Genomic DNA, 23,381 nt, shown 5'->3' with positions numbered 1-23,381 from the left:
GCGAACCTTCCCGACTTCCGCGCAGCCCTTCCCAGCTGCGACGATACGGATGCCCACCCACCGTCCGCGATAGCCGACCCGGCGCGGTTGTGAGTGGACGCACAGCATCGGCCCGTCCTGCACCGTCTCCTCGCCCGCCGGATGGGAATGCTCGGGGGTGCGGGAATGGGCACGGGGTGCGCGAAGAGTGTTCGCGGGGCCGCGGCCGGGTGGGGCCGCATATGCTGCGGCACATGGAGAAACCGGTGGTCTTCGTTACCGGCGCGGCCGCGGGAATCGGGCGCGCGACGGCGTTGCTGTTCGCCGCGCGCGGATATCACGTCGGCGCCTACGACCTCGATGACGCGGGGCTGCGGGAGCTGGCGGGGGAGATCCGTGCGGCCGGAGGGACCGCCGATATCGGGGTGCTGGATGTGACCGATGCCGCGCAGTGGGCCGAACGTCTGGGTGAACTACATTCCAGCACAGGGCGTTTGGATGTGCTGGTGAACAACGCCGGAATCCTGCGCGCCGGTCCGTTCGAAACCGTCGACCCGGCCGCGCACCAGGCGATCGTGGCGGTGAATCTGGTCGGGGTCATCGCGGGCACTCAGGCCGCGTTCCCGTATCTACGGGATACGCCCGGGGCTCAGGTGGTGAACCTGTGTTCGGCCTCGGCGATCTACGGGCAGGCCGAACTCGCGACGTACGGGGCGAGCAAGGCCGCGGTGCGCAACCTCACCGAGGCGCTCGACCTGGAATGGCGCCGGCACGACATCCGGGTGCTGGCGGTCTGGCCGCTGTTCGTCGCGACCGGAATGCTCGCGGGAGTGCAGACCGGGTCCACCCGATCGCTGGGGGTGCGGTTGACCGTCGACGATGTGGCCGAAGGGATCTGGCATGCCACCCGGCGCCGCGGCCTGCTGCCGCGGGTGCACTACTCGATCGGCGCACAGGCGAAAGTCCTTGCCGCCGCCGGGAAATACGCCCCCAACTGGCTCGTTCGTACCGCCAACGCGCTCATCACGCGCTCACACTGATCCGATGCGCGCGGACCGGGCCGCGACGCCCGCGCGCATCCCCCGCCGACCTCGGCGGTCGATGCCGACAGCCGGTTCCTTTTCTGACAGAATTGTGCGGCGGAAGGGGGTTACTCGTGTCGACACCCACCGCATCGGGAGTCGTGAACGATCACGGCGGTCCCGCACCGGAACTCGATCAGCTGATCGCCGCCCTGCGCGTCGGCGGGGGCCACGAGCCGCAGCTCGCCGATCAGCTCGTGGCCGCGGCGAGCGAGTGGCGGCGGCCGCCGCGCATCCAGGTGACCGGGCGCGCCCGCGCGGGCAAGACGACACTGTTGCAGGCGCTGGCGCTGATGTCGGCGGTGGAGACCGAACCGGTCGACGAACCGGGCCGACCCGATCCGGTACTCGACGGCGATCTGGTGGTGTACGTGGTGTCGGCCTCGCTGCAGGCCGCCGATCGCCGCATCCTGGCCGAACTGCCCCGGGACCGAACGATCGTGGTGCTCAACAAGGCCGACGCGATCGGTTCCCAGTGGGCCGAAGCCGTCGCGACCGCCGACCAGATCGCCTACGGCCTCGGCGTTCCGGTCCTGCCGCTGGTGTCCGCGCTGGCCGTGCGCACCCGGGCCGGGACACCGAGCGACGACGACCTGCGCACGCTGCGCCGCCACGCCGCCAACGCCGATCCGAACTTCACGCTGTCGCCGGAACTGTTCACCGCCCCCACTGCCGGTCCCGACGTGGCCGAGCGCACCGAGGTGCTGGCGCGCTGGGGCCTGTACGGGGTGTCGTGCGCCCTGACCGCGCTGCGCTACGAGCCGGATCTGGGCCCGCGTGAACTCCTGCAGCTGTTGCACGCCGTCAGCGGTATCGATCCGGTGCACGATCTCCTGCATCGGCGCTACGAGCAGATCGGCGCGCGGCGCGGCGGCGCGTTCCTCGACGAGCTCGCCCGCCTGGCCGCGCGCTCGGTGCCGGGCCTATCGGCGAGCGCGGGCCGCGGCCGCGACCTGATCGAGGACTATCTCGCCGGTGACGAGGCGCTGTGGCTCGGCCTGCAAGCCGGCCTGGCCTGCCCCGACGTGCGGCACCTCGCGACCGGTTACCCCGCCCCGCAGCCCGCCGACGCCGACGACGCCCTGGCCCGAGCCCAACGCTGGCGCGCCGTCGTAGCCAGCGACATGCCCGCCCCCGCCCGCCGCGCCGCCATCCGAGTCCACAACGGTTACGTCCGCATCTGGGAGCGAATGAGCAGTGCCGGCCTCTGATCCCGCCCACCCGGCGCCCCCCGCTCCCCACCCACAACCACCCGAGAACGAAGGACCCCCACCCACCCCCACCCCCGCCGCGCCCCCGCCCGCCGCATCGTCGCCATCCCCGTCCGCCACACCCCCGGCAACTGCCCGCGCTGCGTCGGCTGTCGGCGGCGCAGTGTCATCGGCTCGGGGTGAGCCGTTCGCGGCGGCCGCTGCATCGGCGGGTGGGGGGACGGCGGGGGATGGGGTGGTGCTGCCCCCTGAGGTGGGGGCGGTGGTGTCGCGGTGGAATCCGCAGGGGAGTGCGTTGCTGGAGGCGGTGCCGGGGGAGGCGGAGGTGGGGCATACGGTGCCGGTCGCGTTGATCGGGCCCGCCGATACGAACACCACGCTGTTGCGTACCGAGCTGGCGCGGTTCGAGCCGCATATCGACCTGTCCGATCCGCAGACCGATCCCGCCGCGCTGGTCGCGCCGCCCCCGGTAGCGCTGTTCCTTATCGACGCGGGTACCACGCTCGGGGCCGCGCTGCTGGAACTGGTGGGTCGGCTGCGGACGGGTGGTACGCGAATTGTGTTCGCTATGAACGGGATTCACGCGCACCCGGATTGGCGCACGGATTTCGAACGCAACCGGGCGCTGCTGATTCCGGTGCTGGGCGCGGACCCGGACCTGGTGGCGGTGTCGGCGCGGCTCGCGGTGGCCGCCCGCGCCTCCGGCGACGCCGCCCTGCTGGACCGTTCCGGACTCGGCGCCCTGCACGCGCACCTGACGCGGGCAGTCGGCGCCGGTGGCGAAGGGCGCGCGGCGGCGATCATCGCCCACGTGCTCGCCGAAACCCGTCGGCGCATCCGCGCCCAGGCCGAAACCCTGCGCTCCGGCGCTTCGCTGACGCAATTGCGGGAGGAGCGCGCGACTCTGCTGGCCGCTCGCGACGGCGGCCGGGCGCAGGCCATGGCCGCGCTGCGCAACCGCCTGCATCTGGCTCGGGTGGACCTGCTGCACGATGTCGGCGCCCGGATCCGGGCCTTGAACGCCGCGGCCCGCACCGATGTCGAGCGCCTCGGCCGCCGGTCGGCGCGCGGCTTCCCCGACGACCTGCAGCAGTCGGTGAACCAGCTGTCCGCCGAACTGGATGCGGTGGTCGAGCAGCGGCTGGCGGAACTGGCCCGCCAACTGGAGTCCGTCAGCGGCCCGCCGCCCGAGCCCGCCCGCGAGCCCGCCCGATCGCGGTCGGACCCGCCCCCGCGCCTGGGCCCGGACCTCGAACCCCGGCCTCGCGGCCTCGAGGACACGCTGATGATCGCCCTCGGCGCCTCCGCCGGGTTCGGGCTCGGGCGCCTGGTCGTCGCACCGCTGGCGCTCGTTCCGGAACTCGATTACGCGACCGTCCCGGTGACCCTGGCGCTCGGCGGCGGCGTGGCGTACTGGGTCGTCCGCGCGCGCGGCCACCTCGCCGATCGCGCGCATCTGCGGCAGTGGGTGTCGGACGCGCTGGTGAACGTCAAGGCGCAACTGGAGCAGCGGGTCGCGACCGCGTTGGTGGAGGCCGAGTCCCGGCTCACCGATCAGGTGGTGCGAGCCACCACCGCTCGCGTGCTGGAAACCGATCGCCGCGTCGCCGAACTGGAACGGCAACTGCGCGAACTCGCCACCCAGCAGCCCGCTCAGGTGGCCGCCTGTGAACGAGACCTGGCCGTCATCGCCAAGGCGTTCCCGGAATAGTCCCGGAAGCGGGCCCGAACGGCCATGCGGATCGGTAATGGCGCCGAGATCGGGGCGTGCGGCCGCCCCGCCATTCCGGCGTACCCGTGTGTGACGCATCACATGCTGGGCGGATGCCGTGATTCCTATCAATAGGCCCGGACCACCTATGAGCCCCGCAAGTGCGGCATTACCGATCAGTATCCGACCGTCTGCACCTGCGGTACGGAGGATTGCCGAGCATCTCGACCGGGTACCGAGTGAGCGACCCCATTCCGTACCTGGGGTCACATCGCGTTAACCTCTTAAACAAGGAACCTGGGCGTCCGCTTTCGTCCTTGTACGCCGCCCAGCCGGGGCGTGCTTTCGCAAGCCGGAGCGGGTACCCACCGCCAACGGTGGCTCCCCCGGCGTCGCGGGCTGTGCCACAGCCCTCGAATCCACCCCTCAGAGCCGCCCGTCTCAGGAGAGTTTTCATGACCTCAGTGACCATTCCTGGTCTTCACGGATCCGATGGCACCGCACCGACGGCGCACGCAGGACTGCTGGCCTGGGTGCAGGAGGTCGCAGAACTCACCCAGCCGGACCGCGTCGTCTGGGCGGACGGCTCCGACGAGGAGTGGGACCGGCTGACCACCCAGCTGGTCGAGGCCGGCACCTTCAAGAAACTCAACGAGGCCAAGCGCCCCAACTCCTTCCTGGCGCTCTCCGATCCGTCCGACGTGGCCCGGGTGGAATCGCGTACCTTCATCTGCTCCCGTGACGAGGCCGACGCCGGCCCGACCAACAACTGGGTCGACCCGGCCCAGATGCGCAAGACCATGACCGACCTGTACCGCGGGTCGATGAAGGGCCGCACCATGTTCGTGGTGCCGTTCTGCATGGGCCCGCTCGGCGCGGCCGACCCGAAGCTGGGTGTGGAGATCACCGACTCGGAGTACGTGGTCGTCTCCATGCGGGTGATGACCCGCATGGGCAAGGCGGCGCTGGAGAAGCTGGGCGCCGATAAGCCGTTCGTGAAGGCGCTGCACTCGGTCGGCGCCCCGCTGGAGCCGGGCCAGGCCGACGTCCCGTGGCCGTGCAACGACACCAAGTACATCACCCACTTCCCGGAGGATCGCGAGATCTGGTCCTACGGTTCGGGTTACGGCGGCAACGCGCTGCTGGGCAAGAAGTGCTACTCGCTGCGCATCGCCTCGGCCATGGCGCACGACGAGGGCTGGCTGGCCGAGCACATGCTGATCCTCAAGCTGATCTCGCCGGAGAACAAGAACTACTACGTGGCCGCCGCCTTCCCGAGCGCCTGCGGCAAGACCAACCTGGCGATGATCCAGCCGACCGTGCCGGGCTGGCGCGCGGAGACCCTGGGCGACGACATCGCCTGGATGCGGTTCGGTGAGGACGGCCGCCTGTACGCGGTCAACCCCGAATACGGTTTCTTCGGCGTCGCGCCGGGCACCAACCACAGCTCCAACCCGAACGCCATGGCCACCATGGACGCCGGCAACACCGTCTTCACCAACGTCGCGCTGACCGACAACGGCGACGTGTGGTGGGAGGGCCTGGAGGGCGAGCCCGACCATCTGGTCGACTGGAAGGGCAACGACTGGTACCTGCGCGAGACCGAAACCCTTGCGGCCCACCCGAATTCGCGTTACTGCACCCCGATGTCGCAGTGTCCGATCCTGGCGCCGGAGTGGGACGACCCGCAGGGCGTGCCGATCTCGGCGATCCTGTTCGGTGGCCGCCGCAAGACCACGGTGCCGCTGGTGACCGAGTCCTTCGACTGGCAGCACGGCGTGTTCATGGGCGCCACGCTGTCCTCGGAGCAGACCGCCGCGGCCGAGGGCAAGGTCGGCACGGTGCGCCGCGACCCGATGGCGATGCTGCCGTTCATGGGTTACCACGTGGGCGATTACCTGGGCCACTGGATCAACATCGGCAAGAACGCCGACGCGAACAAGCTGCCGAAGATCTTCTACGTCAACTGGTTCCGCCGCGGCGAGGACGGCCGCTTCCTGTGGCCGGGCTTCGGCGAGAACTCGCGCGTGCTGGAGTGGATCATCAACCGCATCGAGGGCAAGGCCGACGCCGAGGCCACCGCGATCGGCAATGTGCCCACCGCCGCGCAACTGGACCTGGACGGTCTGGACGTGAACCCCGCCGACGTCGACGAGGCGCTGAAGGTCGACGTCGAGGAGTGGCGCAAGGAGATCCCGCTCATCGAGGAATGGTTCGAGTTCATCGGCGAGAAACTGCCCTCCGGCGTGCGCGACGAGTTCGAGGCGCTCAAGCAGCGACTGGGGTAATTCCCGGCCGATCACGAAATTCCGCCGCCCGCACCGTAGTTCGTACGGGGCGGGCGGTTTCGTACGCCGTGCCGCAATCGTTGTGGGGTAATCGTGGTCGTCTGCTTTATCCTGGATGTGTTCTACGTCTCAGGACTGACCAGTTTCGACTGCCGGATATCGACTGGTCGACGGCACCGGTAGCCTCGAAGTTGCTCGCGGATGTGTCCCCGCCGCGGTCGCACGGGGCTGAACGTGGAGAGGTGGGTGGTGGGCATGATCGATCCGACGTTCGAAGCCATGGTTGTCCCGGAGGTAGCCAGCCTTCGGTTGGACTCCCCTAGTACTCCGTTGCGCCGGGCCGCCGACCGTTTGCAGGACGTGCTGCCGCCGGGTTGGTGGGTGGAGGTCGCGGATGTGCCGCGCGGCCCCGGGCGGCGGCCGGAGCCCGTCCTGCGCATTCGGATGCCCGAGGACTGACGCGCACCAATTCGAAACCCAACCTGCCGGTTCGCTTTTCGCAGAACGCACTATTGCATTCCGGACGGTCGCAGAGCATGCTTAGAGCAATCTGCTTCGCCCGTTTGATTTTTCAAATGCAATCGCAGGGGAGTCCGAATCATGGCGGTGCAAGTGGTCGGGCGGTCATTGATGACCAGCGACCAGACCCCACATCAGGCGAGGTGTGTCGGCCAAGGGGGCTGGGTCGTCTCGTTCCTCCCGGGTCGAACGCTCACGCTGGAGCAGGCCACCGCGGCGCTACAGGCGGCCGAAGCCGTGTCCGCCGTGCGCGCGTTGGCCGACCGAGTGGGCCTCACCCCACTGGAGACGGTGGGCCTGGCAATGCAGGAGCCACCCTGGAGCGAACCGTCGCACACCGGCACCGGCCGCTTCTGGCGACGCGGCCGCCCGGCGCGCTGACGGTCAGCGCTTCGCCGCGACCACGACGAGGTTGCTGACCAGCACCTCCCGCAGTCCCGGCGTCCGGACCAGCCACCAGGCCCAGTGCGGGTGGTAGCGCGGGAAGGTAGCCAGGATGTGCGCGCGGTCGCGGGCCTGGTCGGCCCAGCGCATGCCCTCGGCCGCCGTCACCACGAACAGTGACCGGCCGAAACGGTTCTTCGGCTCGTGGCCGTGCCGACGCCGATAACGGCGGGCGGCGTACTCGCCGCCGAGGTAGTGCCAGGGGCCGGTCTCGTGCCCGCCGAACGGGCCCAGCCAGACCGTGTAGGAGAAGATCATCAGCCCGCCCGGCTTGGTCACGCGCAGCATCTCGTCGGCCATCAGCCACGGCCGCGGGACATGTTCGGCCACGTTGGAGGAGATGCAGATGTCCACGGCGTCGTCGCGGAACGGCAACGCCATCCCCGAGCCGCGCACCGCGCCCGGCACGGTCAATCCGGCGGCGTGCATCTCGCTGGGATCCGGTTCCACCGGGATGTAGCGCGCGCCCGCGGCGGTGAACTCGTCGGCGAAGTAACCCGGCCCGCCGCCCACGTCGAGCACGGTCGTGCCGGTGAGATCGCGGCCCGTCAGATCGGCGTAGAAGTCCCGGGTCAGCTCGGCGGTATCGGTGGCGATGCCACCGTAGAACAGCGCGGGATCGCTCTGCTCGTGCCGGAAACTACCCAGCAGCCGCAGCGACCGCCGCAATGTGGCCCGTCGCGCGAACCGTACCCCGCCCCCCGCACTCCACATCCCCACTAGCCCGCGCACAGCGGACCAGTCTCGCACAATATCGTTGCACCCACTTCCCGGCCACGGCGACATCGTCGGTCGCCATGCTGCGCATCCGGCGGCGCCGACCGGTGGCCTGGTGATCACACTGATCTCGGGAGGGGGCTATAGGGTGGAGCGAACTGTCAGTCGTCCGACCTAGTGCCACCTGGAGATGTGCCGTGCGCGATACCGGCTTCCGTGAACTCGATCCGGTTGCGCGGGGCGTAACCGGGCGCGGTGCCGGTGGGATCGATCCGCACGGGGTGCGCGAGGTGTTGCTGCTGTGCTGGCGGGACACCGGGCATCCGCAGGGCGGCGGTAGCGAGCGGTATCTCGAGCAGGTCGGCGCGCATCTGGCCGCGCGCGGAGTGAAGGTGACGTTGCGGACCGCGCGGTACTCCGGCGCACCGCGGCGCGAGCGGGTGGACGGGATCGATATCAGCCGTGCCGGGGGCCGCTACACCGTGTACCCGCGGGCGCTGGCCGCGATGGTGGCGGCGCGGTTCGGCCTCGGACCGCTGCGTGGGGCGCGGCCGGACGCTGTGGTCGACACCCAGAACGGCATTCCCTTCTTCGCCCGGGTGGCGACCCGGGCGCCGTCGGTGGTGCTCGTGCATCACGGGCACCGCGAGCAGTGGCCGGTCGCCGGTCGGCTGGTGGGGCGGATCGGTTGGTGGATCGAGTCGCGGCTGTCCCCGCGGGTGCATCGGCGCAACCAGTACCTGACGGTGTCCCTGCCGTCGGCGGAGGAACTGGCGGGGCTGGGTGTGGACCGGGAGCGAATCGCGGTGGTGCGCAACGGCGCCGAGCCCATACCGCACCGGGCGCCGACCGGAGCGCCGGGGAGCCGGACGGCGCATCCGAGCATCGTGGTGCTGTCGCGGCTGGTGCCGCACAAGCAGATCGAGGATGCCCTGGCCGTCGTCGCCGAACTGCGCCCCGCTCTGCCGGCCTTGCGGCTGGACGTGGTCGGCGACGGCTGGTGGGCCGAGAACCTGAAGAGCCGCGCGCGCGAACTCGGCATCGCCGACGCGGTAACCTTCCACGGCCACGTGGACGAATGCCGCAAACACGAATTGCTCTCGCGCGCTTGGGTTCACGTGCTGCCCTCGCGCAAGGAGGGGTGGGGCCTGGCCGTGATCGAGGCCGCCCAGCACGGCGTCCCGACCGTCGGCTATCGCAGCTCGCGCGGACTCACCGATTCGGTGGTGGACGGCGTCACCGGCATGCTGGTCGACGACGCCCCCCAGTTGGCGGCGGCGGTGGGAGAACTGCTCGACTCGGCCGAATCCCGCACCGTCATGGGCGAGAAGGCCCGCGCCCGAGCCCGCGAATTCTCCTGGGAGCAAACGGCCAACGGAGTTCTCGAGGTGCTCGCCGCGGCAGTCGCCGGGGACTACGTTTCGGGCCTGGTCGGGGTGCCTTCAGCAGATTCGGAATAGCTCACCGGGTGGGGTTTCGGAGGTGGGGCAGGGCCCGCCGAACGATCATGGTCGCGGGTCCGGCGACGAGTAGCAGTGCCCAGAGCAGGTGGGCCGCGGCGGCGATACGACGGTGTTCGGCGCGAGATCGCGGGCCGGGGTCGATGGTGCCCGGGACTCGATAGAGGGCCAGATCCGCGTCGGCGTATGCCGGAATCAATTGCGCGAGGGCGGTTTCGGAATCGCCCAGTGGACCCGGGGTGGTTCGTTCCACCAGAACCCAGCCGACGCCGTGTGCCGCGAGATCGGTCGCCGGACCACCGTGCAGCAGCAGCTGTTCGACCTCGTGGGCGCGGTTTCCCTCGCCACTGACTACGCGCCCGCGAACCGGCAGTTCCCCGGTCTGCAGCACGTCCCGCGGCAGCATGCGCGGCGCTGGATCGAGCACGGGGGCCTGGCCGCTGTACGGGAACTTCCGGAACATGCCACCGGGCAGCACCGCGACGTCGCCCGGCCCGTGCACGAGCCCCGCGACGCGCTGCCAGCCGGACGGATAGCGCACCGGACGCAATTCGCCACCGACGCCCCAGGCGAGGTCGGGCAGGGTGAGTACCAGCGCGGCGATGAAAAACGTTGCTGTCGCGGTTGTTCCGAGCGTGCTGCCCCACCGTCGCCCGACATCGGCGAAGGTCCGGCATCCCGCCGCCGCGCACAGGGCGAAGGCGGGCATGGCCAATGCGACGTACTTCTGTGTGTCCCTGAGCAATCCGGCACCGGGAATCCCGGTGACCAGAAGTTCTCCGATCCGCAGTCCCCATCCGGTCGCCCCGAGCGCGGGCAGCGCCACGGCCACGACCGCCACCAGCAACAGTGCTCGGCGGGCGTGCCTGGTTCCGCCGTCACCTGCCGCGCCTACCCGCCGCACACCCGCGGCGACGAGCGTGAGCAGCACAGCCGTCCCCGCCACCGCGAACAGTGTTGTGCGCGAGCCGGGTACGGCATCCGAATTCCATATCCCACCCAGCCCGGCAAGACTACCCACCGTCGCCAGCCCGGGCTCGGCCCGCGCCGCGAACGCCGCGACCCCCGCCGGATCCGACGGCTCGGCCCCCGCCCCCGACAATGCCGTAGCGACCAGCCACGGCGCCGATGCAGCACACCAAACACCCAGCACGCCAACGACATTCCGCCATCCGGCCACAACGAGCGCCACACTCCCCGCCAGCACCGCCCCGGTAGGCGTCAACCCCGCAGCCGCGAGACAACTCCCCAACCCCAGCCACGCGACAACCACCGGCCTGCCCTTGGACACCACACTCGGTCCGCCCGCCCCCGCAACAGTTCCGGTCCCGCTGCCGGCTGCGCTCCTCCCCGAATGCCCGTGTGCGGCGGCCGCCCTGGCGTCGCGGGTGTCGGACTCGCCGGTGCCGTGGCCGCTGGCGGAAACGCCTTGCTGGTTCGCCGTTGTGTCGCGGAGGCGTTGGGCGGCGAGCACTGTCCAGGGAAGGGCGGCGTATCCGGTCAGCAGGCTCCAATGTCCTTGGAGGAGGCGCTCGGCCACGTACGGGTTCCATATCGCGACCGTGGCGGCGACCAGTTGGGGTGCGGTCGAGACGTGCAGGAGTCGGCGGGCCAGGACCGCGGCGCCAAAGCCCGCCGCCCACAGCGCCGCCACCAGGATGACCTTGACCGCGACACCGCCGTCCACGACCGTCGACACCACGGCCAGCAGCGCGTCCTGCGGCACGGCCCGGGGCGCGGCATCCCCCAGCCCGAGCGCCGAATCGGTGAGATACGACCGCGGCGTGCTCACCGCATCCCGCAGCAACAGGTACCCGGGCCCGAGCAGCGGCCCGACCACAACCAGCGCCAGCACGAGACTGTAGACAGCGGGCACGACCCGACCCCACCGCCCGCCCCACCCCCAGCCACCCGAGATCACGCTCAGCCACCCTACGTGCCGGTCGATGCCCAACGCCCCCGGGTCACGCGCGCCGTGCATTCCAGGTCGATGCCCAGCGCCTCTGGGACTTGCCGTCGCGCACCGGCGATCGATGCCCAACGCGCCCGGGGCCCTGCCCCGCCGCCCAATCGCCCTCGGTGTTGTACGCGCTCGGGCCTTGTTGTGTCGTGCATTCACCGTCGGTGCTGTACGCGCTCGGGTCGTGTTGTGTCGTGCATTCGGGGTCGGTGCTGCACATGCTCGGGTCTTGCGGTGTCGCGCACCCGCGGCCGGTGCTCAACGCGTCCTGGTCTTGTTGTGTCGTGCCCTCGTGGTGGATGCCCGACGCGTCCGGGTTTGCGTGCTGTGTCTTCGTGGTCGATGCCCAACGTGCCCGGGCCTTGGCTTGCCGTGTCGCGTGCTCGGGATCCATGCTCAACGCCCCCGGGTCTTACCGTGCCGTCCGATCGCCGTCGGTGCTGGACACGCTCGGGTCCTGCTGTGTCGTGCACTCGTGGCCGGTGCTCAACGCGTCCTGGTCTTGTTGTGTCGTGCCCTCGTGGTGGATGCCCGGCGCGTCCGGGTTTGCGTGCTGTGTCTTCGTGGTCGATGCCTACGTGACCGGGACTCGGGCTGTGGGGTCGAGTGGCTGTCGTTGTTCGCCCGTGTGGGTTCTCAGGGGGAGAGTCGGGGCCGTATTGCTATCGCCTGGAGGGCGGGAAGGCCGGTGGCTTTTCGCTCGTCTGGAGGGCGGGAAGGCGGGTGGGGTTTTCGCTCGGCCGGGTCGGATGTCGGGGGGCGGGGGCGGGTGGGAGCATGGCGGGATGCTTGGTCGACGTCGGCTGCCTGTGGTCGCGGATTTGACGTTGGTTACGGCGGGGGCGATGACAGCGAATGTCGCCGGGTATCTGTTGCAGTTGCTGGCGGGGCGGTGGCTCGGGGTGGGGGGATACAGCGAGTTCGCGAGTCTGCTGGCGGTGCAGTTGTTGTGCGCGGTGCCGGCGTTGGCGCTGCAGAATGTGGTGGCGCGGGAGTTGGTGCGGGGAGCGCCGGTGGCGGCGGTGCGGGCGTTGGGGTGGCGGTGCGCGGCGATCGTGGCGGCACTCGCCGCGGTGCTGATTCCCGTTGTCGCGGTTGTGCTGGAGGTGAGCTGGGTCGCCGCGGCCGGTGCGCTGGCCGCGGCGCCGATGCTGGTGTTGCTGTCGGGGGAGCAGGGCGTCCTGCAGGGTGGGCGGCGATTCCGTTCGCTGGCGACGGTGCTCGGGGGCGCGGGGATCGCGCGGGTCACCCCGGCGCTGGTGGCGCTGGCCCTCGGCGGTACCGCGGCCGTCGCGCTGTGGGGTACCGCGCTGGGCTTGGCGGCCGCCGCTGCCGGTGCCCGGCGCGCCGCCGGAAACATGAAGGCGCTCAGCCGGTCCGGGCGTACCGGGTCCACGACCGTCCCTCCCGGCGCCCCGGATGATGCGCTCGGGCCCGACTCGGGTGGCGCTCCGGTGGGTGGTGTGCTGCCAGTTCTGCGGGCGGCGCAGGTACAGGCGGCGTTGATGGCATTGTCTTCGGCCGATCTGATCGTGGCCCGGATCGTGCTCGATGACGCGGACGCCGGGCGGTACGCGTTCGGCGCCATCGCTACCAAGATCGCGTTCTGGTTGCCGCAGGCGGTGGGGGTGGTGCTGTATCCGCGAATGGCGCAGCCGCAGCATTCGGCTCGGGCCGTGCGGGATGCGCTGGGGGTGTTGTCGGCGATCGGTGTGGTGGCCGTCATCGGCGCGGCCGTGTGTGCGCCGCTGGCTCCGTTGTTCGCGGGGCAGGACTACGCGCCGATCGAGAACTGGCTGTGGTTGTTCGCGCTCGACGGCGCGCTGCTGGCGCTGCTGCAAGGCGCACTCCTGTCGGCGATCGCGGCCGACCGCACCGCGCCCGCCGCCCTCACCTGGGCGGGACTGGCGGTCGAGATCACGATCATGCTGACCCTCGCGCGCTCCCTGCCCGCGCTGATCGGCACCGCCACCGCAGTCGCTGCCGCCACCACCGCGGTCATCGTCACGGTGGTGCTGCGTGCGGCGCGGCGGTGATTGTCGCGGTGGTGCTGCGTGCGGCGCGGCGGTGATCGTCTCGGTGGTGGTACGTGGTCCCGAAGCCTCGAGCCCCGCGAAATATGAAGTGGCTCCCCGGCATTCGCGCGGGGAGCCACTGTGGAGCGGGAAACCTACTGGTTACCGCCGAGATTGATCTGCTGGGTGGGAGCGTCGGCCACATCGGCCCCGGCCCGCGGGTCGTTCGGCCGGCGCCGCTGCACGAGCCGCCCGGGCTGACCCGAGTCGCCGCCGCCGCGCAGGCCCAGCACCAGGCCGACGATCAGCGCGATCACGCCCACGATGGCGAACACGATCGGCAGGGTGCGGCGGTACAGCGACAGCTCGTCCCTGTACTTCTTCGCCTCGGAAACCTGCGAGGTGACGGTGTTGTCGTCGAAGACCAGGGTGGTCTTCAGCGCCGTGACCTCGGGCTTCTCGGTGCGGCCGTAGTACATGTGCAGCTGTTCGGAGCCCTTGATGATGGTGCCGGTCTCGGGCTCCACCCAGATGTCGCGGGTGTTGGTGTAGTAGCGATCCATCGTGACCGTCTCGTCGCCGCCCTCGACGCCCCACTTGGACGCGGGCAGCGCCAGCCGGTTGGTCGGCGAGTTGGCGACCTTGGCCAGATCGGTGGCCGGGATCTGCTGCTGGAAGTGGTAGACCTTCAGATCGTTGATCTCGGTCTCTTCGACGAAGTTCAGGTCGAAGGTCTTGCGCGCGTTGATGTCGAAGTACGGGTAGGTCTGCTTCTCGGTCCCGATCGGGAACCGGTACTGCAGACCGGTGTGCTGCACCGGCTCCGCGACGCTCTCGCCCTTGCTGTTCACCGTCGACGCGATCGAACCGTTGGGGTCGGTGTCGACCGGCTCGCCGGTCTTGCGGTCCACGGTGACCCGGTCGATGGTCGCGCTCAAAAGGCCGGTGTCGCCCTGCTTGTCGATATTGCGCAGGGTCTGACCGGCCTGGATGGTCATCTCCGACTTGTCCGACGGATCCTCGACGGTGAGGAACCGCTGCGAGAGCAGCCGAACGTTCTGGTCGACCTTCGCCGCGCCGTCGCCCGAGGTCAGCGACTTGGAATCGAGTACCTCGCTGGGCGCGTCCGGCTTGTTCTTCGCGATGGTGGTGATCTCGATATCGAGGGGAGTCTTGGCCAGCTGGCCGACGGCGTACGTCGGGACCAGCAGCGCTGCCACGATCAGCAGCGTGCCGAGTCCCACGAGCAGGCAGGCCACCGTCCTCTTGGTTCCGGCACTGAGTGCCATGCAAACTCTCCTCGTCGTCGAACAGGTCGTTCCGGGAACACTACGGCCGCGCGCAGCGTTCGTGAGCCCCGACACTAACAGTCCGGTCCGTTCGCATGCCGAGCTGAGGCCCGAAATTTGGTGAATCCTACGGCGGAATATCGCCGCCGGCGCGGAGGCGGCAGACTGGAACCCGATGAGCACGTCCGTGACACCGCATACCGGGCCTGCCGCCGTCGATTCGCCCGCCGGGCGCCGGACGTTCGTTCCCGCCCTGGAGGGGATGCGCGGGCTGGCGGCGCTCGGAGTGGTGCTCACTCACGTCGCCTTCCAGACCGGGGCGACGGGCATGCCCGTGCTCGGCCGGGTGTGGGGCCGGTTCGACATGGCGGTGGCCGTGTTCTTCGGACTGTCCGGGTTCCTGCTGTGGCGTCCGCACGCCGCGGCCGCGCGCGGGCTCGGGACCGCTCCGTCCGCACGCCGCTACCTGCTGCACCGCTCGGCCCGCATCCTGCCCGCGTACTGGGTGGTGGTGTGCGCGGTGCTGATCCTGCTGCCGTCGGCGGCGCATTCGGCCGGATGGCGGGTGTGGGGGGCGAATCTCGCACTGCTGCAGGTCTTCGTGCCGCTGACGCTCACCGACGGGCTGACCCAGATGTGGAGTCTCTCGGTGGAGGTGGCGTTCTATCTGGTGCTGCCGGTGCTGGCGTGGGTGGTGCTGCGGCTGCGGGGTCCGTCGGCGCGGTGGCGGATTCCCGTGGTGCTGGCACTGGGGGTGGTGAGTCTGGGGTGGAACTTCCTGCCCGTGCCGACTCCCGACGCCATCCACTCCGACAACTGGTTGCCCGGTTACCTGCCGTGGTTCGTGGCCGGGATGCTGTTGGCGGAGCTGGTCGAAGACGATGCCGTGCGACCGACGCGCGCGCGGTGGCGGCGGATCGCTGGAAACCGCTGGGCGATGTGGACATTGGCGCTCGTGGCCTTTCTGCTGTCGGCGACCGATCTGGCCGGGCCGGAGGGACTGGACCGGGGCGCGTCGTGGCAGTACGTGATGAAGATGGGGCTGGGCGCGGTCGTCGGATTCGGGTTGCTGGCGCCGCTGGTGCTGGGCGGTCGGCCGCATCGCCTGCTGGAGAGCCGGGTGGCGGCCACGATCGGGCGCTGGTCCTACGGCATCTTCCTCTGGCATCTGGCCGTGCTGGCCATGGTGTTCCCGATCTTCGGTTTCATCCCGTTCCAGCGCAGCTTCCTGCACGTACTCGCATTGACCGTGGCCTTCACGCTGCCGCTGGCGGCCGCCAGTTACGCCCTGGTCGAGGAGCCCGTCCGGCAGTGGGTCAAGCAGCGCTTCGGGTGATCGGTCGGCCGCGTCGGCGCGGCGGCAGTGCGGCGATGCCGACCGCGACGACTGCTGCCAGCGCGGGCAGTTGCACCCAGATCGAGCCACCCAGGTAACCCTCGGGCGAGCGCCAAGGCCCGGTGGACAGCGCCGCCATCGACAGCATCGTCCCGACGCCCGCCACGCCGACCAGTACGCGAGGCATGATCCCGCCCGCGAATCGTCCGGCGACCACACCCGCTGCCGTCAGGGCGATTCCGATCGGACCGGCGATCACCAGCGCCGCCGCGGCCAGCGCGACCATGCCCGGCACCCGTCCCTGCCACGGGCGTGGCGGCATGTTCGGCCCGGCCCGATCCGAATCAGCTTGCGCTACATCGGCTCCGGCGGGGACGGTGCCTGTGGTCTCGGAACGGTCGGCGGTTCGGGGTGCGGAGGTACGTTCGCGCCGGGGAATCGCCAGAGCCAGAAGGGGAAGCAGAAGTAGGAGTCCGCCGAAGATGGCGAGGCGGTACCAGCGGTCGATGGGGAACTCGATGGTGACCGGGCCGCGGGCATCCGGCGGGAGCAGCCAAGCCTGCTCCCAGCCGTCCGCTACCACCGGCCGCAAACCGTGCCCGTCGGCGGTATGCGCGCGCCAGCCGACATTCGAACTCAACGGGAGCACCAGCAGCCGGGTGCCGGGGGCCGCCGAAATCGCTTGCGGCACAGTGTCACTGTGGTTCAGTCGCAATTCGTCGACCGAGAACAGGTCGGTGGGGGCAACGGCCACATCCACCCGGCCGCCGGGCAAGACCACGTCAGCCGAGTTCCCCGGCACCGGCTCGACGGTGTCCACAGCGCACACGTGGGCGGGTACCGGGGCGCTGGAACGGAGTTCGGCGGCGGTTGCGGTGAGGGTGGTGTGGAGGAGTTTGCCCGCTACCGCGAGGGTCGGGCCGTGGGCGCAGTCGACTGTGACGGGCCGGTCGAGGGGGGCGGGCGGCGGGTAGTCGGGGCCGAGCACGGAGATTTCCGCGAGGCCGGGGGGTTGCTGCTGGGTGAAGCCGAGGGCGTTGCGGTCCAGTACCGACTTCCAGGTGTCGATGCTGAGTTCGATGCGGTCGGTGACCCTGGGGTGCAGGGTCAGTGTCGCGGGTGTGCCCGGTTCGGTGTCGTCGGGGATCTCGCGAACCTGCGGTCCATCACCGAGATTCACCGCGACCGAGGTCGGGGGAGCGGGCAGCGCGCCGAGCGAGGGCGTCACCTCGAGACCTGTCACCAGCTCGGGTCGGGGCAGTTCGATGGTGAGCGTCGGCTTCGGCCCGGCCGGGTTGCGCACCGTCTCCTCGGGTGCCGTCCAGCTGGTGCGCACGTCGCCGTCGGTGGCGGCGAACGCCGAGCCGCGCAGGTCACCGACGTCGGCCTGACCCCGGGCGATCGGCCGGTCCGGATCGGTCAGCAGCGCCTCCAGCGCCGGACCCTGCCGGGTGCGGACGGTCAGCTGCGGCGTGACATCGGTCGGCGCCGGAACGTCGAGGGTGCGCTGGAAGGCCCCCGGCTCCTCGGCCGACAACGCCAGTCCCTTGCTGCACCGCACCCGGTCGGGTGCGTCGAAACACCCACTGCGGCCGGGGAATTCCTGTCCGAGCGACCACCCGGCCACCTTTGCGCCGCCCGCCACCGGCGGCAGCACGGTGCGGTGCCGGATGTCGACGGGCACCGGCGCGTCCGGATTCGAGTAGTCGGTGAGCCCGAACTCGCTGATGCCGAATTGCCCACCGGCCGTGCCGCCCTCGGTGCGGGTCGCCATGATCCGCAGCCAGTCGGTGCGGCCCGGTGGCAGCGAAACCGACACGGGCACACCGGGTTCGGAGATACGCGCCGCGACGGTCCCGTTGTTGGTGCGCACCTCGATCCACTTCACCGGATCCCCGATCGCGGCCCGCGTGGTGGTCACCTGGAGCGATCCCGAGCGGATCGGCCGGTCGAGATCGAGCCGAAGCCATTGCCCCACAGCGTGTTCGGCACTGTTGCTCAGCCATGCCGTGGACGGGTCGCCGTCGACCGCGGCGGCGGTCGAACTGCCGGGCGCGGCCCCGCCGAGCTGCGTGGCATCGGCGGCGGAACTGGAGGCGGTGACGGTCGCCCCCGACCACTCACCCACCACCGGCGCCGCCCCGGGCACCGGATAGTCCGCCACCAGATTGTGCGTGCGCCGCGCGTCCGTGGCCGCCCGCAACGCCGAGTGGTGATTGTCCACCCGCCCGAAGTCGGCCTCCCGCTCCATCGGAGTATCGGTCACCATCACCGCCCCACCGGACAACCCTGCCCGCGCGGCATCCGAAGCCAGCAACGCGGGAACCCACGGCCCGTCGCCCGCGACCAACGCGGGGCCACGCGGAGCATCGCGCGTGTCCGGCGTGGTGGCTGGTGGGTTGTCGTGTGTGTCCGGCGTGGTGGCTGGTGGGTTGTCGTGTGTGTCCGATGTGGTGGCTGGTGGGTTGTCGCGTGAACCCACCGCGGAGCTCCCCGGGTGTTCTCGCGTATCCGACGCGGGATCTCCCGGCCGGTCGTATGCCTCCGACGTGGTAGTCCGCGGGCCGTCGGGTCCGGGTGAGGCGGGAGCCCGCAGGGCGTCTCGGCGTAGTCGCTCGAGTGCTTCGGGGCCGCCCTGGACGACGGGGACCGAGTTCAGGGGGACGGTGTAGGCGCCTGGGAACGAGGGTGGTGCGCCGGAGCCGCTGCGTACTTCGGCGGGTGTTCCCGGCCGCGGCGCCTCGACGCGGTAGATCTCGACGGCCGGATACGCCGGTCGGAGATCGCCGTCGGCGACCAGGCCGTCGCCGTGCCCGATCTCGATGTCGTTGCCGAACTCGGCCACCTTGGTGAGGCCGGGGGAGTGCTCGACGGCCTGGTGCGCGAGCATCGGCCGGGTCGACCGGGAGGTCTCGGGGTCGAGGTCGTTGCGCAGCACCACGACCCCGATGCCCTGCGCGATCAGCGTCGGCGCCAGCCCGGTCGACGGCCGGCCGTCGGCGATCAGGCGCTGCACCGAATCCATCGCCCGGATCGCGCCCGGCGGGGTGAGCGGCACCGCGTCGCGCACCGCCCACGGCGTCCGCGCCAGCGCCTGCAACGGTTCGTCGCGGGTCAGTCCCCAGATCTGGCTGCCGAACGGCGCGCCCGGAACCACCAGCGCCCGGGTGTCGGAAGCGTTGTGCGCCAGCCACTCCGCCGTCTGCCGCCAGTACGGCGGGACCTCGTCGTAGGCGCCGCGCGGCGCGAGCTTGCTGGTCCACGCCAGCGAGGTCGACAGCGCCAGCGCGGTCAGGATCAGCGCCGCGACCGCGACCAGCTTGTCTCGTTCGGGATGGGCGAAGGCCCGCCGCCACACCGGCATCGGCACCGACGCGGGCAGCGGCACCCGTCGCAGCAGGTGCGCGATCCCGATCACCAGCGGAATCCGGATGAGCGGCTCCAGCTTGTGCACATTGCGCAGGGGCGCCCCGCCGGAATCGAGGAAGATCCGCACCTGCTCGGCGAACGGCCCGCCGATCTCGCCCACGTATCCGGCGCAGATCCCGACCAGCCCGACGAGCAGGATGAGCGCGAACCGCCCCCGATACGGCATCGACCGCAGCGCCAGCCCGGCCAGCCCCGCCGCCGCCAGCAGCCCGGTCGCCAGCACGGCCGCGGGCTGGGTGACCAGCACCGCCCCGGCGATGCGTTCCGGTGAGACGAACGGGGTCCAGCTGTCGGTGCCGCGCAACACCTCGCCCAGCGACGCCCACTGTGTCGTCACGCCCGACGATTCGATGTAGTCCAGGAACGGCGGACTCACCCGGCCGAGCAGCAGCAGCGGGACCACCCACCAGAACGTGGCGAGCACGAGCAGCGGAATCCACGCCCGCGTGAAGCGCCACCAGCGTCGATTCGGCCGATACGACAGCCACCACAGCGCCGCCGGCACGAACGCGGCCGCCGTCGCCACCGCGTTCACCGCCCCCATCAACGCGAGCGCCAGCGCACTGCCCGCGGGCGAGAGCGCGCCACGCCGCCGCACCCCCCGGGCCGTGCCGAGCGCACAGGGCGCGAGCAGCACCCACGGCGCCAGCATCATCGGCAGTGTCTCCGACGAGATGGACCCGAGCGTCGTCAGCACCCGCGGCGACAGCGCGAACGCCAGCGCCGCGACCACCCGCGAGCCGCGCGAGCCGATGCCCAGTACCTCGCACAGGCGCACGATCCCCCAGAATCCGGCCAGGATCAGCAGCGCCCACCAGATCCGCTGGGTCACCCAGGCCGGTAACCCGAGCACATGCCCGAGGGAGAAGAACGCGCCGTGCGGGAAGAAGTACCCGTACGCCTGATTCTGCACCTGCCCCATCGGCGCCTGGCTGCTCCACAGGTGCGCGGCACGGCCGAGGAAACCGAGCGGATTCTGGGCGAGGTCGTATTTGGTGTCCGCGACGGTGCGGCCGGGCGCCTGCAGGAAGGTCAGCAGGAACGCGACGACGACCGTACCCGCGAACCAGCGCCGGCCCAGCGGCGCGGCGCGGTCGGGATCGGCGGCTAGGGGAACGGTCGGCGACTCAGCGTGAGCCGTACTCAACGTTGTTCAGCAGCGACGACGACGCATCACCGCTGCGATCGACCTCGGGCCGTGAGTTCTGCTGTGCCGCCATGGTGATGACGAATACCGCGACCAGCCCGAGCAGCGCTCCGGCGACGGCGCTCACGGCACCAGGGACGGCAAACTTCATCGCGGGACTCCCATACATCGACGCAGGCGTATTCCGAGTCAACCTACAACATGAACCCGCGAACGGGGTGGGTGCGGCCCCGAACGATTCGTCAGCGGTCCGGAAGCGGGCAGCGCAGGCCGCCCAGCAGGGTGCGGAGTTTGGCGGTGGTCTCGTCGAGTTCGGTGCGCGGATCCGAGGCCGCGACGATGCCGCCGCCGCCGAACGCGCGCACCGTGCGGCCGTCGGCGGACAGCTCGGCGCAGCGGATCGCCACCACCCATTCGCCGTCGCCGCGAGCGTCGCACCAGCCGACCGCGCCGCCGTAGAAGCCGCGGTCCTCCTCGGTCTCGAGGATGGTCTCCAGCGCGAGGTCCGTGGGGGTGCCGCAGACCGCGGGCGTCGGATGCAGCAGTGTCGCCAGATCCAGTGCGGTGGTGCCGGGGTCGCGCAACCGCCCGCGGATGGGTGTGGCCAGGTGCCACACCTCGGCGGTGCTGATCAGCTCCGGCTCCTCGGGGACGGTCAGTTCGTCGCACACCGACGCGAGCCGCTCCCGGATCCAGTCGATGACGAAGGCGTGCTCGGCGCGATTCTTGGTGTCGCACAGCAGCTCCCGCGACACCTCGGCATCGGTGTCCGGATCCGGGTGCCGGGGCGCGGTGCCGGCCAGCGGGCGCAGGGTCACGGTGTCGCCGTAGCGGGCGACGAGCACCTCCGGAGTGGCCCCGACGAGGGTCGCCCCGCAACGGCCCGCCGGGGACAGGTCCACGGCGAAGACATTGGCGCGCGGATGCCGGGCCAGCAGGTGCCCTGCCACCACCACCGGGTCGAGCGGCGCGTCGGCCTCGGCCAGCAGCGACCGCGCCGCCACCACCTTCCGCAACGGCTGCGCGGCGTCGGACAACTGCTCGACCAGCTTGGTCACCCGCGCGATATGCTCTGCGGCACTGGGTATCTCGGTGATCACCTGCACTCGGGGCAGCGGCGGGAGCGCCGCGGGCCGCCACGGCCCCGCGGTGTGCTCGACGTGCCGCGGCTCGCACAGGGCGGCGGCGCGGCGCGGGTCGAACGCCAGCGCGCCCACGATCAGTTCGGCCCCCTCGCGCAGGGCGGCGGCCGCTCGCCGCGCGTCGTCGAACGCGCGCCGGGTGCCGCTGGTGCGCATCACGCTCCCGGGCCGAGCGAGCAGAAAACCGTCCATGATTCACCGACGATAGCCCGCGGCCGCGGGCCCGGCTCGGGGGAAGCGACGGAGGTCTCACTGTGTTCGCTCGCACGCGAGGCGTCGCGCGCGGCAACCGCTCAGCGGGTCTCGGCCGGGTCCCGGCCCGGAGGCACCAGCAGGATCGGCCGGTGACAGTGTTTGAGCACGGCCTCGGCGACGCTGGAGTGCAGCAGCGCGCGGATGCCGGTGGCGCCGCGGGTGCCCGCCACGATGATGTCGACGTTCAATTCGTCGGCGACATCGACGATGGCGTTCCAGATCGTGGAGGTGCACTCGGCCGTGCGGGCCTCGGCGTTGAGCCCGGCCAGTTTGGCCAGCCGCACGCCCTCGGAGTTGATGTGCTTGGCGTCGACGTAGGCGACGTCCTCGATGTCCTCGTCGGGCATCCACTCCGGCTGCATCACCCCGGACAGCCCCGACAGCCGGGCGGCCTGGCGCACCATCGGTTCCCACGCGGTGAGCACCACCGCCCTGGTCGCGGACAGGAAGCGGCCCGCGTACTCGACGGCCCGCTTGGCGTTCTCCGATCCGTCGTAGGCGATCAGCATCGTGTCGCAGGGCATAGCGAACCTCCTGGTCCCGTGCCTCGGCTGTGTTTGCGAGAGTACCCCGGGCGACCTGTAGAAATGCGGATCTCGCGCCGCTTGCCGGGCATGCGCCGGGCGCCGGTCCGACGGCCGTCCGCACTACGGGTGATTGCGTATGCCGCGCACCGGCATCGGCGTGTTGCCGCAATTCGGGTTCCCGTCGATGGGCATGCGACCGGTCCGATAACCACCCGCAGCAACCCCCTCGCGACCGAACGGTTTGCGCCGCAATGATTTCAGACCGATTGTTCGCTATTCCACCTCTATGCAGTCGTACCTGACAATTTGCGAGTGATTCACCGAAACGGCTGCGTACGAAGGGACTTTCGGTCTTCACTGGATTATCCCGACGCCGGACGGCGGCGCGGTGCCGGAAATCGAAACCGAACGAGGTCGACCTTGCGGTTGGAAGAACTTGCTACTCCCCAGGATTGGGCCCGGGCGTATCGGTCGCTGTTCGGCCTACCCCGGGTGCACGTCACCGTGCCGGGATTCGTGGTGCTTCCGCTGGTCGACTCGATCGCGGCGGTCAACACCCCCGAACCACTGGGCGCGCTGATCCTCGGCGAGCTGACCGTGCGCGGCATCCCCGGGCCGGTGCTGGTGCGCGAACGTCCCCCGCGCCGGACGTTCCTGGCGGTCTTCGATGGGTACCCCTCCCTGGAACATACCGTCCAACTGGAGCGTCACGGCGTGGATATCGGCCCGCATCGCAGCAACGTCATCCTGCCGACCGGTTTCGGGCGGCACACCCACGAGGGTCGCTGGTGGGCGCGTGCGCCGCAGCGCGACGAATCGCTGCCCTTGCTGTCGGAGGTCGTCGCGGCGGTCATCACCATCCTGTGAACA

At 70.6% G+C, this 23,381-nt stretch carries 17 protein-coding genes; 10 read left to right on the top strand and 7 right to left on the bottom strand.

Features of this window, described 5'->3' with window-relative positions:
• Positions 1–233: 233 nt before the first annotated feature.
• From NWFMUON74_RS34120 to NWFMUON74_RS34095, 6 genes are all read left to right on the top strand, one after another.
• A complete protein-coding gene (locus NWFMUON74_RS34120) occupies positions 234–1,019 on the top strand; it encodes an SDR family oxidoreductase (protein ID WP_187685795.1) in 786 nt (261 codons plus the stop codon).
• A 116-nt stretch (positions 1,020–1,135) separates the two neighbouring features.
• Positions 1,136–2,272, top strand: a complete 1,137-nt coding sequence (locus NWFMUON74_RS34115) for a GTPase domain-containing protein (RefSeq protein WP_232110739.1) — start codon at positions 1,136–1,138, stop codon at positions 2,270–2,272.
• A gap of 238 nt (positions 2,273–2,510) precedes the next feature.
• Positions 2,511–3,983, top strand: a complete 1,473-nt coding sequence (locus tag NWFMUON74_RS34110; RefSeq protein ID WP_232110738.1) for a hypothetical protein — start codon at positions 2,511–2,513, stop codon at positions 3,981–3,983.
• A 455-nt stretch (positions 3,984–4,438) separates the two neighbouring features.
• Positions 4,439–6,271, top strand: coding sequence for a phosphoenolpyruvate carboxykinase (GTP) (locus NWFMUON74_RS34105; protein ID WP_187685794.1), 1,833 nt, complete (start codon positions 4,439–4,441; stop codon positions 6,269–6,271).
• A gap of 255 nt (positions 6,272–6,526) precedes the next feature.
• On the top strand, positions 6,527–6,730 hold the full coding sequence (locus NWFMUON74_RS34100) for a hypothetical protein (protein WP_232110737.1): 204 nt from the start codon (positions 6,527–6,529) through the stop codon (positions 6,728–6,730).
• A 141-nt stretch (positions 6,731–6,871) separates the two neighbouring features.
• The gene (locus NWFMUON74_RS34095) at positions 6,872–7,171 is read left to right on the top strand and encodes a hypothetical protein (RefSeq protein WP_187685793.1); all 300 of its coding nucleotides are present in this window, start codon (positions 6,872–6,874) and stop codon (positions 7,169–7,171) included.
• A gap of 3 nt (positions 7,172–7,174) precedes the next feature.
• On the opposite strand, the gene NWFMUON74_RS34090 is transcribed toward NWFMUON74_RS34095, so the two are convergent.
• A complete protein-coding gene (locus NWFMUON74_RS34090; RefSeq protein ID WP_187689588.1) occupies positions 7,175–7,948 on the bottom strand; it encodes a class I SAM-dependent methyltransferase in 774 nt (257 codons plus the stop codon).
• Between the two features lie 284 nt (positions 7,949–8,232).
• Here NWFMUON74_RS34090 and NWFMUON74_RS34085 point away from each other — a divergent pair, with 284 nt between their 5' ends.
• Complete coding sequence (locus tag NWFMUON74_RS34085; protein ID WP_187689587.1) at positions 8,233–9,411, top strand: glycosyltransferase family 4 protein; 1,179 nt, start codon at positions 8,233–8,235, stop codon at positions 9,409–9,411.
• A gap of 1 nt (position 9,412) precedes the next feature.
• On the opposite strand, the gene NWFMUON74_RS36460 is transcribed toward NWFMUON74_RS34085, so the two are convergent.
• The gene (locus tag NWFMUON74_RS36460; RefSeq protein WP_425301360.1) at positions 9,413–11,392 is read right to left on the bottom strand and encodes an MmpA family trehalose lipid delivery protein; all 1,980 of its coding nucleotides are present in this window, start codon (positions 11,390–11,392) and stop codon (positions 9,413–9,415) included.
• 824 nt (positions 11,393–12,216) lie between these two features.
• Between NWFMUON74_RS36460 and NWFMUON74_RS34075 the strand changes: the two genes are divergently transcribed.
• Complete coding sequence (locus NWFMUON74_RS34075; RefSeq protein ID WP_232110735.1) at positions 12,217–13,407, top strand: polysaccharide biosynthesis protein; 1,191 nt, start codon at positions 12,217–12,219, stop codon at positions 13,405–13,407.
• A 134-nt stretch (positions 13,408–13,541) separates the two neighbouring features.
• Here the strand turns inward: NWFMUON74_RS34075 and pgfA are convergent, their stop codons facing one another.
• Complete coding sequence (gene pgfA / locus NWFMUON74_RS34070) at positions 13,542–14,675, bottom strand: cell envelope lipid trafficking protein PgfA (protein ID WP_187685791.1); 1,134 nt, start codon at positions 14,673–14,675, stop codon at positions 13,542–13,544.
• A gap of 175 nt (positions 14,676–14,850) precedes the next feature.
• Between pgfA and NWFMUON74_RS34065 the strand changes: the two genes are divergently transcribed.
• Positions 14,851–16,011 carry an acyltransferase family protein gene (locus NWFMUON74_RS34065; protein ID WP_187685790.1) on the top strand — a complete coding sequence of 387 codons (1,161 nt, stop codon included), beginning with the start codon at positions 14,851–14,853 and terminating at the stop codon, positions 16,009–16,011.
• Here NWFMUON74_RS34065 and NWFMUON74_RS34060 read toward each other — a convergent pair.
• The 4 genes from NWFMUON74_RS34060 to NWFMUON74_RS34045 form a co-directional block, all read right to left on the bottom strand.
• Entirely contained in the window at positions 15,992–20,587 is a 4,596-nt protein-coding gene (locus tag NWFMUON74_RS34060; RefSeq protein ID WP_187685789.1) for an alpha-(1->3)-arabinofuranosyltransferase domain-containing protein, read from the bottom strand. The genes NWFMUON74_RS34065 and NWFMUON74_RS34060 overlap by 20 nt on opposite strands.
• Positions 20,568–20,738: a DUF2613 domain-containing protein gene (locus NWFMUON74_RS34055; RefSeq protein ID WP_187685788.1), complete on the bottom strand. Its 171-nt coding sequence runs from the start codon at positions 20,736–20,738 to the stop codon at positions 20,568–20,570. The genes NWFMUON74_RS34060 and NWFMUON74_RS34055 overlap by 20 nt, the downstream gene beginning before the upstream one ends.
• Before the next feature lie 91 nt (positions 20,739–20,829).
• On the bottom strand, positions 20,830–21,921 hold the full coding sequence (locus tag NWFMUON74_RS34050; protein WP_187685787.1) for an isochorismate synthase: 1,092 nt from the start codon (positions 21,919–21,921) through the stop codon (positions 20,830–20,832).
• A 101-nt stretch (positions 21,922–22,022) separates the two neighbouring features.
• On the bottom strand, positions 22,023–22,508 hold the full coding sequence (locus tag NWFMUON74_RS34045; RefSeq protein ID WP_187685786.1) for a universal stress protein: 486 nt from the start codon (positions 22,506–22,508) through the stop codon (positions 22,023–22,025).
• Positions 22,509–22,931: 423 nt separating this feature from the next.
• Between NWFMUON74_RS34045 and NWFMUON74_RS34040 the strand changes: the two genes are divergently transcribed.
• Entirely contained in the window at positions 22,932–23,378 is a 447-nt protein-coding gene (locus NWFMUON74_RS34040) for a hypothetical protein (protein WP_187685785.1), read from the top strand.
• The last annotated feature ends 3 nt before the right edge of the window (positions 23,379–23,381 follow it).

Source organism: Nocardia wallacei, assembly GCF_014466955.1.
Taxonomy (GTDB): Bacteria; Actinomycetota; Actinomycetes; order Mycobacteriales; family Mycobacteriaceae; genus Nocardia; species Nocardia wallacei.
Note: the sequence above shows the minus strand (reverse complement) of the source record. Positions and strands in the feature narration are given on the sequence as shown.